Annotated in this window: 12 protein-coding genes; 9 read left to right on the forward strand and 3 right to left on the reverse strand. The window is 34.4% G+C overall.

What is annotated here, in order from left to right; all coding sequences use genetic code 11:
* Positions 1–6 precede the first annotated feature (6 nt).
* The 6 genes from argC to argH all read left to right on the forward strand — a co-directional run bounded on the left by argC (position 7) and on the right by argH (position 7,216).
* Positions 7–981, forward strand: a complete 975-nt coding sequence (argC, locus tag AC0NBN_RS03585) for an N-acetyl-gamma-glutamyl-phosphate reductase (protein WP_160811639.1) — start codon at positions 7–9, stop codon at positions 979–981.
* A 321-nt stretch (positions 982–1,302) separates the two neighbouring features.
* Positions 1,303–2,442 (forward strand): aminotransferase class III-fold pyridoxal phosphate-dependent enzyme, encoded by a 1,140-nt coding sequence (locus tag AC0NBN_RS03590; protein ID WP_160811640.1) that lies wholly within the window; start codon positions 1,303–1,305, stop codon positions 2,440–2,442.
* A 264-nt stretch (positions 2,443–2,706) separates the two neighbouring features.
* A complete protein-coding gene (locus tag AC0NBN_RS03595; protein WP_160811641.1) occupies positions 2,707–3,678 on the forward strand; it encodes an acetylornithine carbamoyltransferase in 972 nt (323 codons plus the stop codon).
* A gap of 55 nt (positions 3,679–3,733) precedes the next feature.
* The gene (gene argB, locus AC0NBN_RS03600; protein ID WP_160811642.1) at positions 3,734–4,528 is read left to right on the forward strand and encodes an acetylglutamate kinase; all 795 of its coding nucleotides are present in this window, start codon (positions 3,734–3,736) and stop codon (positions 4,526–4,528) included.
* Positions 4,503–5,585 (forward strand): M20 family metallo-hydrolase, encoded by a 1,083-nt coding sequence (locus AC0NBN_RS03605; RefSeq protein ID WP_160811643.1) that lies wholly within the window; start codon positions 4,503–4,505, stop codon positions 5,583–5,585. Before argB ends, AC0NBN_RS03605 begins: the two co-directional genes overlap by 26 nt.
* Before the next feature lie 326 nt (positions 5,586–5,911).
* Positions 5,912–7,216, forward strand: a complete 1,305-nt coding sequence (gene argH, locus AC0NBN_RS03610) for an argininosuccinate lyase (protein ID WP_160811644.1) — start codon at positions 5,912–5,914, stop codon at positions 7,214–7,216.
* Between the two features lie 30 nt (positions 7,217–7,246).
* Here argH and AC0NBN_RS03615 read toward each other — a convergent pair whose 3' ends face one another.
* Genes AC0NBN_RS03615 through AC0NBN_RS03625 form a run of 3 tightly spaced genes read right to left on the reverse strand, consistent with a single transcriptional unit; the run spans position 7,247 to position 8,918 of the window.
* Positions 7,247–7,639 (reverse strand): hypothetical protein, encoded by a 393-nt coding sequence (locus AC0NBN_RS03615; protein ID WP_160811645.1) that lies wholly within the window; start codon positions 7,637–7,639, stop codon positions 7,247–7,249.
* A 5-nt stretch (positions 7,640–7,644) separates the two neighbouring features.
* The gene (locus AC0NBN_RS03620; protein ID WP_160811646.1) at positions 7,645–8,409 is read right to left on the reverse strand and encodes a nucleotide-binding protein; all 765 of its coding nucleotides are present in this window, start codon (positions 8,407–8,409) and stop codon (positions 7,645–7,647) included.
* A 47-nt stretch (positions 8,410–8,456) separates the two neighbouring features.
* Positions 8,457–8,918: an Lrp/AsnC family transcriptional regulator gene (locus AC0NBN_RS03625; protein WP_160811647.1), complete on the reverse strand. Its 462-nt coding sequence runs from the start codon at positions 8,916–8,918 to the stop codon at positions 8,457–8,459.
* Positions 8,919–9,160: 242 nt separating this feature from the next.
* Between AC0NBN_RS03625 and AC0NBN_RS03630 the strand changes: the two genes are divergently transcribed.
* The 3 genes from AC0NBN_RS03630 to tnpA all read left to right on the forward strand — a co-directional run bounded on the left by AC0NBN_RS03630 (position 9,161) and on the right by tnpA (position 11,825).
* Positions 9,161–10,051 carry an aspartate carbamoyltransferase catalytic subunit gene (locus AC0NBN_RS03630; RefSeq protein ID WP_160811648.1) on the forward strand — a complete coding sequence of 297 codons (891 nt, stop codon included), beginning with the start codon at positions 9,161–9,163 and terminating at the stop codon, positions 10,049–10,051.
* A 220-nt stretch (positions 10,052–10,271) separates the two neighbouring features.
* Positions 10,272–11,348 (forward strand): carbamoyl phosphate synthase small subunit, encoded by a 1,077-nt coding sequence (locus tag AC0NBN_RS03635; protein WP_160811649.1) that lies wholly within the window; start codon positions 10,272–10,274, stop codon positions 11,346–11,348.
* Positions 11,349–11,378: 30 nt separating this feature from the next.
* Entirely contained in the window at positions 11,379–11,825 is a 447-nt protein-coding gene (tnpA, locus tag AC0NBN_RS03640) for an IS200/IS605 family transposase (RefSeq protein ID WP_160811650.1), read from the forward strand.
* The last annotated feature ends 158 nt before the right edge of the window (positions 11,826–11,983 follow it).

Below are 11,983 nucleotides of genomic sequence, written 5' to 3' on the forward strand. Positions count from 1 at the left end.
ATAAAAATGATTGAAATTAACAAAACAGCAGGAATTATTGGCGCCAACGGTTATACAGGAAGCGAACTGGTTCGTCTGCTGGCTTTTCATCCTCATGTGTCTTTGCGTTTTTTATATAGTCGTTCGAATTCGGGAACAAAGATTTCAGATTTGTACTCGGATTTAGCGACGGTTTGTGAAATGGTCTTGACGGATCAGCCTGAAGATGTTGATATTCTGTTTCTATGCCTTCCTCACAAAGAAAGTCAGAATTGGCTGGCTCAAAATCCTATAAAAGATTCAACGTTGGTTATTGATTTAGGAAATGATTTTCGTTTGGATGGAAATTTCGCCAACAGAAATTTTATCTACGGTTTGCCTGAAATCAACAAAAAACAACTTTCAGGAGCGAAAAGTATTGCGAATCCGGGATGTTTTGCAACGGCAATTCAGCTGGCTTTACTTCCGTTAGCAAAAAAAGGTTTGTTAAATGAGGTTTACACAACAGGAATTACAGGTTCAACAGGCGCAGGTCAGTCTTTGCAGGCAACCACGCATTTTACATGGAGGAACGATAATATTTCAGCGTATAAAACTTTAACACACCAACATGTGGATGAGATTTTACAGCAATTAATTTCTTTTAATAACCAGGAAGTTAGTCTTAATTTTATTCCATGGAGGGGAGATTTTGCCAGAGGAATTTTTACGAGTTCCACAATAAAGACAGATTTAGAACTTTCAGAGATATATCAGTTGTTTGAAGATTTTTATGCAGATGAACCTTTTGTACAGGTAAGCGAAAAAGCAATTGATTTAAAGCAGGTTGTCAATACCAATCGCTGTGTGATACAGGTTGAAAAATGTGGGAATGTTGCGGTCATTCACTCAGCGATTGACAATTTGTTGAAAGGTGCTTCCGGACAGGCGGTTCAAAACATGAATATTGCCATGGGCTGGGAAGAAAATTTAGGATTAAACTTAAAACCGATTGCGTTTTAAAAGCTCAATCAAAAATGACTTAGGAAAATGGAGCGTTAAGAAAAATAATTTTATGAACGTTAAGAAAATTCTACTGTTTGAATCGCGAAACAAATGTAGAACCGAAAAACAAATGCTGATTTCGCGCAAGTTTTAGAATTTTTAGAGAACAAAAATATTTTTTAGCGGAAGTTTCCAAGTCTTGAACTTTTGTTTCTTTTGTTTGACTACATCGAAATAGTATTCATCAACTGAAAGGAGATAATCTTCGATTTCAAGGCAAAAGAAAAATATAAGAAGATGAATCATTCATCAAACATCAATTATCATTTATAAATAGACATGAATTTATTCAACGTATACCCATTATTCAACATCAATCCTGTAAAAGCGAAGGGATCATTTCTCTGGGACGATAAAGGAGAAAAATATCTTGATTTTTACGGAGGTCATGCGGTGATTTCTATTGGGCACAATCATCCCCATTATCAGACTCAATTAAAAAATCAATTAGATAAAATATCTTTCTATTCAAATTCAGTTCAGAATGAATTGCAAACTGAATTGGCTGAAAAATTGGGGAAAATTTCAGGTTTAGAAGATTACAATTTGTTTTTATGTAATTCAGGAGCAGAAGCGAACGAAAATGCTTTAAAACTGGCTTCTTTCCACAATGGAAAAAATAAAGTGCTGTATTTTTCCGGTTCATTTCACGGAAGAACTTCGGCAGCCGTTTCGGTAACGGACAATCCCAAAATTGTAGCTCCGGTGAATTATGATGAAAGATTCATTAAATCTGAATGGAACAATATCGAACAGCTTGAAGAAGTTTTTGAAAAACAGGGAAATGAAATTTCATCCGTCATCATTGAAGGAATTCAAGGGGTTGGCGGAATTATGATTCCAACGGTTGAATTTTTAACTAAAATCAAAGAATTATGCGAAAAATACAATGCTGTTTTGATTTTGGATGAAGTTCAGTCGGGATACGGAAGAAGTGGCTATTTCTTTGCCCATCAGGAATTTAGGATTGAAGCAGATATCATCACCACGGCAAAAGGAATGGGAAATGGTTTCCCGATTGGCGGCGTTTTGATTCACCCGAAGTTTCAGGCAAGCAATGGTTTATTGGGAACGACTTTTGGCGGAAATCACTTAGCTTGTGTAGCGGCAATTGCGGTTTTAGACGTCATGAAAGATGAAAATCTTATCGAAAATGCTCAGGAAATGGGCACTTACATTGAAAATGAAATTAAAGATTTTCCACATATCAAAAACATCCGAAGGAAAGGCTTGATGATTGGGATTGAACTCGACAGAGACTGCTCGGAAGTGAGGAATAGCCTGTTGTACCATCATCATATTTTCACAGGAAACTCTAATGATAAAGCGGTCTTAAGGATTCTTCCGGCACTTAACATTAAGAAAGAAGAAACCAATCTTTTTATTAATGCTTTGAAAGAAGTATTGGAGAATATTTAAGCGCTAAGATATTAAAGAAAGCTGAGAAAGTTTATTTGAAATTAAATTTAGTGCAAAGTTTGTCATTCCGCAGGAATCTGAACTGATACAATGAAAATTTAGATTCTTCCTTCGTCAGAATGACAAACACAACTTTCAATTGCTGAGTGAAACGCCATTGCGAACGAAAAATATTTTCAAGTTTAATTTTAAAAAACTTTGCGATCATAGCGTTAAAAACTCAACATAATATGTAAGATAAAAAATCTTTAAAATCAATTCAAAATGAAAAAATTCACCTCTGTAAGTGACGTTGAAAACTTACAGCACATTATAAAAAAAGCATTACAAATTAAAGAAAATCCTCTTTCGGAACCCGAAAAAGGAAAAGGAAAAACTATTGGACTTGTATTTTTAAACTCAAGTTTGAGAACCCGTTTAAGCAGTCAGATTGCGGCTCAGAATTTAGGATTAAATGTTTTAACCTTAAATGCAGCACAGGAAGCATGGAATCTGGAATTTGCGGACGGTGCAGTAATGAACGGCGATACGGTGGAACATATCAAAGACGCAATTGAAGTTTTAAATCAGTATTGCGATATTATTGCAGTTCGTTGTTTTGCAGGAATGAAAAGCAAGGAAGATGATGTGAATGAAAGCATTCTCAGCCAGTTTGAGCAACATGCGAAAGTTCCAGTTATTTCTCTTGAATCTGCGACACGTCATCCTTTGCAAAGTTTAGCAGATTGCATCACCATTACCGAAAACTGGCACTTCGACAAGCTCAGTGTAAACCGTAAACCGAAAGTAGTTTTAACGTGGGCGCCTCATATCAAGCCGATTGCTCATGCGGTGGGAAATTCTTTCGCAGAATGGATGCAGGAAATGGATGTAGATTTTGTCATCGCCAATCCGGAAGGGTATGATTTAGATAAAAACTTTACAAAAGATGTGAAGATTATTTATGATCAGGAAGAAGCATTGAAAGATGCCGATTTTATCTATGTTAAAAATTGGTCGTCTTTTGATGATTATGCTAAAATGCCTGAAGTGAAAGAAAACTGGATGCTGACGAATGAAAAATTAGTAAATACCAATCAGGCAAAGGTTATGCATTGTCTTCCTGTCCGCCGAAATTTGGAACTGAGTGATGAGGTGATGGATGGTGAAAACTCGATCATTTATCAGCAGGCAAAAAACCGAATTTTCTCCGCACAGGCTGTTTTTTCTGAAATCTTAGATGAATTGAATTCTTAATAAATCAAACCTCATAGGTTTTTAAAACCTATGAGGTTTCCAAAAAAGATTTGTAATGAAAGAAAAATTATACATCATAAAAATTGGCGGAGCATTAATTGATAACGAGGAATTATTAGAACAGTTTTTAGAGCAGTTTTCTGAAATTCAGGAAAAGAAAATTCTGGTACATGGAGGAGGAAAACTGGCAACAACTTTAGCCGATAAACTGGGAATTGAACAGAAGCTCGTAAACGGAAGAAGAATAACCGATAAAGATACGTTGGATATTGTTGCAATGGTGTATGCGGGAGGAATCAACAAAAATATTGTAGCAAAACTTCAGCAGAAAAAATGCAAAGCCATTGGATTTTCTGGTGCGGATGCGAATTTAATTAAAGCCAAAAAAAGAGAACACGCCGAAATAGATTTCGGATTTGTGGGAGATATCACAGAGAAAAGCGTGAACAGAAAATTAATTTCAAAATTGCTGAAACTGGAATTGGTTCCTGTATTTTCGGCAATTACCCACGATAAAAAAGGACACCTTTTCAATACCAATGCAGATACAATCGCTTCGGTAATTGCACAGGCTTTATCCATAAAATATGATGTTGAATTGTTATACTGCTTTGATAAAGAAGGAGTTTTAGAAGATGTGAACAATCCTGAATCTGTTATTAAAAATATTTCCGAAGAAGAATTTTCAGCCCTAAAAGAGGATGGAAAACTTCATAAAGGAATTCTTCCCAAACTTGAAAATGCTTTAGGAGCGGTTAAAAATAATGTCAATAAAGTATTTCTCATTAAAGAAACTGAACTGAAAAACCATATAGAAAACCATCATGCAGGAACTGAAATCTGTTTATAGCAAAGAAGAATTGCGGGATAACGCTGTTGAATTATTAAAAAGACTGATTGAGATTCCTTCATTCAGCAAAGATGAATTTAATACGTCCGTGGAAATTGAAAATTTTTTCAAAAAACATCAGATTCCTACAAAACGTTTTAAAAATAACGTTTGGGCGGTAAATAAAAATTTTGATGTTTTCAAACCGTCAATTTTGCTGAATACACATCACGATACCGTAAAACCCAACAAAGCATATACTTTGGATCCGTTTGTTCCGATTGAAAAAGATGGAAAATTATTCGGACTGGGAAGTAATGATGCGGGAGCTTCTCTGGTTTCCATGGCGCAGGTTTTTTTACACTTTTATGAAAAAGAAAATTTACAATATAACTTAATTATAGCTTTGACGGCAGAGGAGGAGATTTCAGGTTTTGACGGGATCGAAGCCTTATTTCCCCAATTACCCAATATCAAATTAGCCATTGTAGGAGAACCCACGCAGATGAATCTGGCGATTGCAGAAAAAGGACTTTTGGTAATTGATGGTGAAATGAAAGGCACTCCTTCTCACGCCGCTCATACAAACAATGATAATTCTATTGTGAAATGCATGGAAGATTTGCAGAAAATTTTAAATTTCAAATTCCCAAAAGTTTCGGATTATTTGGGTGAGATTAAAGTGACATTGTCAGGAATTCATGCCGGAGTTCAGCATAATGTCGTTCCGGAGTCCTGTACTTTCACTTTGGATGTAAGAGTTACAGACGAATATTCTAATAAAGAGGTATTTGAAATCATCCAGTCGCAGATAAAATCTACTTTAACGGCAAGATCTTTCAGGCTGAATTCTTCTAAAATTGAAATGGATCATCCTTTTGTAAAAGCAGGTTTGGAAATCGGGAGGACAACGTATGGTTCGCCAACATCATCGGATCAGGCAATCATTCCCTGCACTTCTGTAAAATTGGGACCCGGAGACAGCAGGCGTTCTCACACGGCGGATGAATTTATTTTCATTGAAGAAATCGCGGAAGGTATTGAAATTTATATCAAAATTTTGGAAAAGATTTTATAGGCTGGAAGCGGGGAGATTGATGATGGAAGTCTATGAAGCATAAAAATATCGACCTAGGAAAATGAAGCGTTAAGAGAAATAGTTTTATGAACGTTAAGAAAATCCCACTGTTTGAGTGCGACGGAAATATCAAATCGAAGAAACCAATATTCAATTCGCACGAGTTTTGGGATTTTTAGAGAATAAAAATATTTTTTAGCGAAAGTTTCCAGTCTTGAAATAACATTCGCCGAATTTATGGAGGCAATTTTTGTTTCTTTTGTTTGACTACGTCGAATCTTCGATTTCAAGACAAAAGAAAATTTTAAAAACAAAAAAGAAATTTTATGAAAAAAATATGGCAGAAAGACAATAACACCACCAATATATTAGTCAATACATTCACAGTTGGGAAGGATCTTGATTTTGATGAACGTTTGGCAAAATACGATGTCAAAGGTTCAATGGCGCATTGCAAAATGTTGTCGGAAGTCGGGATTATTTCTGTTGAAGAATCAGAGCAAATGTTATTTGTTTTAAAAGAAATTTTAGACGATATCGAAAACGGAATCTTTCAAATCGATAAGAATGCGGAAGATATTCATTCTCAGATTGAATCGATTTTAATTGAAAAATTGGGCGATACCGGAAAGAAAATTCACACGGCGCGTTCCAGAAACGATCAGGTTTTAGTGGATATCAAATTGTATTTATTAGATGAAATCCGTGAATTGACAGCATTAACTGACGAATTCTTTCAGATATTAATTAAACTGGCGGAAAAGCATAAAAATGTTTTGCTTCCGGGATACACGCATTTGCAGATTGCGATGCCTTCTTCATTCGGATTGTGGTTTGGAGCTTATGCAGAAGCGTTGTTGGATGATGTTGAAATGTTGTTTTCAGTTAAAAATATCATCAATAAAAATCCATTGGGTTCTGCGGCAGGTTATGGTTCGTCTTTCCCGATTGACCGTGAAAGCACAACATATAATTTAGGCTTTCAGTCGATGAATTACAATTCGGTTTACGCTCAGATGACGCGTGGAAAGTCTGAGAAAATGCTGTCGATGGCAATGGCGACTTTAGCCGGAACATTAGGGAAATTTTCTTACGATGTTTGTCTGTATTTAAGCCAGAATTTCGATTTCATCAGTTTTCCAAAGGAATTTACCACAGGAAGCAGCATCATGCCACACAAGAAAAATCCGGATATTTTTGAGCTGGTTCGTGCGCGTTGCAACAGAATACAGGCTTTGCCGAATGAATTTATTTTGCTCACAAATAACCTTCCTTCCGGCTATCACAGAGATATGCAGTTGACAAAAGAAATTCTTTTCCCAGCTATTGATTCTTTAAAAGAATGTCTTGAAATTTTGAGCTACACATTACCCAATATTCAGGTGAGAGACGGAATTTTGGAAGATGAAAAGTATAAATATCTTTTCAGCGTAGAAAAGATCAATGAAGAAGTGAAAAATGGAAGTTCATTCCGTGATGCGTATGTGAAAGTAGGTCAGGAGATTGAAAATAACGATTTTGATTTTGAAATTGGAAATTTAAATCATACACATCAAGGAAGTATCGGAAATCTTTGTTTGGATAAGATAGAATATCAGTTTAATAAGTTGAAAAATAAATTATTGGGTTGATAATTAAATGAATAAATTATGTATCATAATTTATTCATTTGTTTCGTGGAAATCTTCGAAATGAGACTCTTCATTATAATCAAGTTTTTCAAATCTATCATCGAATTTTGAGTGTAAAACTATATGTAGTCTTTTGAAGAGAATTTCTAAAATATCATTTTTATCTTCTTCTTGAATTGGAACTGACATTTTTGTTATGAAATCATTACCTTTTTTACTTCTTATTTTATCAAGACAAAATAGACTGATGAATTTAGATTCAACTCCATATAAAGATAATCCTAATACTTGAAATCTGCTGGTGTCAATGTTAAAATATTTTCCAATACTTTCTATGTCATCACCAAATTTTGTTCCTAAGTAATCAGAAATATCTGCGGCGGCTGTTCCTACGAAATCGTTATATTGTACGTCTGCTTTCATATTTATTATTGTAATTCTCGTTTAATTGTTGCTAAAGTTTCTCCGAAAGTTTCTTTAATATTACCTTTTGAAAATCTTATTTGTTGAATACCATGTAAATTAGAAAATTCTTCAGTTCCACTTTCCAATAGAACAATTGATTTACTAAAACCTAATTTTCCTTGAAATAAGCCAATTTCATGTATGACATTTGGTCTTGCAGTAGTCTTACCATCATTAAGTTTATCTTCAGCTGTCATAACCAAAACGGCAAATGAACTTTTATTGGACATTTCTTCCAATATATCTCGAATTGTATGACCAGCTCTTGCTCCTGTTTCGTAAGCTTCAATTTTAAAATCATGCTTATCTGACAAATGATCCTTTAAATCTTTCCATTGAGGATTTCTACCATGACCAATAAAAATAGTTAAAGGATTATCATTATCAACCTTATCTACTTTTGAGTTAGGGAAATTTTTTTCAAATATTTCAAAGACTTCTTCAATCTCACCACGAGATTTTGCTTGTACAATTATATTTGTTTCTTTATTTGAGACATAATTTATTGATATACTTAAATTTTTATCAAATTTTCTTATTGTAGAATTTATATGCGGTTTTCGATAATCAGCAAAAAACTCTCTCTCGTCATCAAATTCCCAAGTTTCATCAGAAGTTCTTAATTTATAACTTCCTTTAGCATCTTCTTTAGAAATATACTTTTCAAAAACTTCTTTTATGACATCTGCTCTAAAATATGCTAATTCAAAACTTTTAGTTTTTTCCATTGAAACTTTTGTATAAAATTACGGTTTTTATGTTATTAATTCTAGAGCTAATCCAAATCAATCTTAAACTTAGTAGACTTCTTCACCTCATGAAGCACGATAGAACTGTGATATTGCCCGATACTAGGAATATTTGAAATGACGTTGACGGTAAAGTCATTATAAGAATTGATGTCTTTTGCAATAATTTTCAGCATGTAATCATATTCACCAGAAAGACTGATGATTTCCTGAACTTCATCATGCTGCATAATGTTTTTTTCAAATGTTTCCAGAACTTTTTTAGACTGTTCTTTAAGACGGACATTACAGTAAACCACAATATTTAAGCCCAGTTTTTCACGGTTGAGAAGACCTACATATTTTTCAATGATTCCCTGTTTCTCCAGCTGTTTAATACGTTCGTAAGTCGGCGTAAAGGTAAGACCGATTTTTTCTGAAATTTCCTTAACAGAATGCGTAGAGTCTTCCTGAATGATGCTGAGAATCATTTTGTCTTTTAAGTCCATATATAATGAAGGTTGAATGGTAACAAAAATAATATATAAAAATGAAATAGGAAAAAGAATATTCTAATTAAATCCACTTTAGAGTTTTGTCATTTTACAGAATTGTTATATCTTTGCACCTAATGAATAACACAGTATTTATATCATTAGAATTTCCGGGCGTAGACGCCCTTTACGATATTTATTTATTTTAAGCGAAGATATTTTCTTCGCTTTTTTTTTGTAAAAAATTTAAAGACAATATGTTTACGATTACAGAACTAAGCAACGAGAGAATCAACAGTATAGTAACAGAAGCTTTGGCTTTTGCGAACGGAAAAACTGCCAAAATTGATGGAGAAGTTTTTTGTTCCAATCTTTTCTTCGAAGACAGTACCAGAACGAAAACAAGTTTTGATATTGCCGAAAGAAAATTAGGATTGCAGGTGGTTCCTTTTGATGCATCAAACAGTTCTGTGAATAAAGGGGAAAGTCTTTATGATACAGTAAGAACAATTGAAAGTCTTGGAGTAAATCTAGTGGTAATAAGAGATAAAAAAGACAGATATTTTGATGAATTAAATGATATTAAAATTCCCATAATCAATGGAGGAGACGGAACAGGAAATCACCCTTCACAATGTATGCTGGATTTGATGACGATTTATCAGGAATTCGGAAAATTTGAAGGATTAAAAATAGGAATTGTAGGAGACGTAAAACACAGCAGAGTTGCCAATTCTAATGCCGAAGCTTTAAGAAGATTAGGCGCAAAAGTTTATTTTTCCGGACCTGAACAATGGTTTGATGAAGGTGCTTTAATCAACGGAACCTACTTATCTGTTGATGAAATGATAAAAGATGTTGATGTATTGATGCTATTGAGAATTCAGCATGAAAGACACGATGCAAAAATGAGTTTTTCTGCTTCAGAATATCACAGAAAATATGGCTTAACAAAGGAAAGAGAAAAAGCCATGAAAAAGGAAGCCATCATTATGCATCCAGCTCCGATCAACAGAGGAGTTGAAATTGATTCAGATTTGGTAGAATGCGAACGTTCAAGAGTTTTCAAACAAATGCAGAACGGCGTTTTCGCAAGAATGGCAATTTTAAAAGAAACCTTAGAAAAAGAAGGATATACTTTTAAATAAGAACCAAGGTAAAAGAGCCAAGGTAAAAGAAAAAAGAATCAAGTAGTAAGACGACCCGAAAGGGTCAAACAACAATAGCCGTGGGTGAAACCCATGGAAAAAAATGACCAAAGATCTGAAAGGGCGATCTATGAATAGCCGTGCGTAAAATCCATGGACAATAAAAAAAAGCCTCGTAGAGGCGACCTGTTAATAAAAAAAGAAAATCTAAATAAAAAAAATGAAGAAAAAGTTAATACTGGAGTCCGGTGAAGTGTTTCATGGAGAAGGTTTCGGAGCAGACTTGGAAACTGCAGGAGAAGTAGTTTTCAATACCGGAATGACAGGGTATCAGGAACTGATTTCTGATCCGTCTTATTGTGGTCAGATTGTTTGTATGACTTACCCGCTGATTGGAAACTATGGTATTAATAGAGATGATTATGAGAGTATTGAGCCGGCTATCAAAGGTCTTATCGTAAAAGAACTTTGTGATCTGCCATCTAATTTCCGTACTCAGATTACTTTAGATGAATTATTTAAAAAGAAAAGCCTTTCAGGAATTTCAGGAATTGATACAAGAAGACTGACAAGAATTCTTCGTAACTCCGGAGTGGTGAAAGGAAAAATCGTAAATGATGATTCTGCTGATGATACAGTAGTTTCAGAATTAAAATCAACATCGTTCCCAACCAATCAGGTGGAAACGGTTTCTACAAAAACATCTTATGCAAATCCAGGAAGAGGTTTAAAAGTTGTTTTAGTGGATTTTGGATCAAAATTGGGGATTATCAGAGAATTATCTCAAAGAAACTGTGATATTACAGTGGTTTCTCATGACACAACGGCGGAAGAAATTCTATTGATGGATCCGGACGGAATCATGCTTTCAAACGGTCCCGGAGATCCTGAAGATAATCAGGCTGCCTTAGAAATGATCCGTGGATTATTAGGAAAAGTTCCAATTTTCGGAATCTGTTTAGGACATCAGTTAATTGGTTTGGCTTGCGGAGCAAAAACTTTTAAGCTGAAATTCGGACACAGAGGTGGAAATCACCCGGTTTTAGATTTAGAAAAAAATAAAGTAGCAATTACTTCTCAGAATCACGGTTATGCAGTTGATCAGGAAAGTTTGAAAGATACAGATTTAATAGAAACTCATATCGCACTGAACGACAGAACAAACGAAGGTCTGAAACACAAAATTCACCCGTGCTTCTCAGTTCAGTATCACCCTGAAGCAAGTCCAGGTCCGGAAGATGCAAATTATTTGTTTGATGATTTCATTACTTTGATGGAGGATTTCAAGAATAAATAAAATCAGCAATTTAGATTTAAATAGATATAAATGTCAACATTCCGCCAAATATATTATCATATTGTATTTAGTACTAAGCATAGAAAACCTGTGTTGAGCATTGAGCATGAAGATCAATTATATAAATACATTTGGGGAATTATCAAGAATAAAAACTGCAAACTTTATAGGATTAATGGGATGCCAGATTATATTCATTTATTTACAGATTTGCACCCATCAGTTTCTTTAAGTGGTCTTGTTAAAGACATAAAAATTTCAAGCAACCTGTGGATAAAGCAAAGCGGACTTTTTCCTGATTTTGAAGAATGGCAAAGTGGTTACGGAGCATTCACTTATTCGGAAAGAGAAAAAGATATGATTATGAATTATATTAAAAATCAAAAGCAGCATCATAAAAATGAATCTTTTGAGGTTGAATATAAGAATTTACTACTATCTAATGGGATTGAATTTGATGAAAAATATCTATGGTAAATAATGTTCAACCCATTTCATGGGTTGTTTGATATAATGAAAATTTGCAAACCATAGGTTTCACCTACGGCTATTAAAATTCAGCCACTTCGTGGCTGCGCAAAAAGGAAAAGAACCATGAAATGGTTCAACAATAATAGCCACGGATGAAATCCATG

The organism is Chryseobacterium sp. L12 (assembly GCF_056133985.1).

Excerpts from the sequence above, each read along its gene's own strand:
- AC0NBN_RS03630 (WP_160811648.1), top strand. The coding sequence starts at position 9,161 with ATGTTTACGATTACAGAACTAAGCAACGAGAGAATCAACAGTATAGTA.
- AC0NBN_RS03590 (WP_160811640.1), top strand. The coding sequence starts at position 1,303 with ATGAATTTATTCAACGTATACCCATTATTCAACATCAATCCTGTAAAA.
- AC0NBN_RS03605 (WP_160811643.1), top strand. The coding sequence starts at position 4,503 with ATGCAGGAACTGAAATCTGTTTATAGCAAAGAAGAATTGCGGGATAAC.
- AC0NBN_RS03625 (WP_160811647.1), bottom strand. The coding sequence starts at position 8,918 with ATGGACTTAAAAGACAAAATGATTCTCAGCATCATTCAGGAAGACTCT.
- tnpA (WP_160811650.1), top strand. The coding sequence starts at position 11,379 with ATGTCAACATTCCGCCAAATATATTATCATATTGTATTTAGTACTAAG.
- AC0NBN_RS03635 (WP_160811649.1), top strand. The coding sequence starts at position 10,272 with ATGAAGAAAAAGTTAATACTGGAGTCCGGTGAAGTGTTTCATGGAGAA.
- AC0NBN_RS03620 (WP_160811646.1), bottom strand. The coding sequence starts at position 8,409 with ATGGAAAAAACTAAAAGTTTTGAATTAGCATATTTTAGAGCAGATGTC.
- AC0NBN_RS03615 (WP_160811645.1), bottom strand. The coding sequence starts at position 7,639 with ATGAAAGCAGACGTACAATATAACGATTTCGTAGGAACAGCCGCCGCA.
- argB (WP_160811642.1), top strand. The coding sequence starts at position 3,734 with ATGAAAGAAAAATTATACATCATAAAAATTGGCGGAGCATTAATTGAT.
- argC (WP_160811639.1), top strand. The coding sequence starts at position 7 with ATGATTGAAATTAACAAAACAGCAGGAATTATTGGCGCCAACGGTTAT.
- argH (WP_160811644.1), top strand. The coding sequence starts at position 5,912 with ATGAAAAAAATATGGCAGAAAGACAATAACACCACCAATATATTAGTC.
- AC0NBN_RS03595 (WP_160811641.1), top strand. The coding sequence starts at position 2,707 with ATGAAAAAATTCACCTCTGTAAGTGACGTTGAAAACTTACAGCACATT.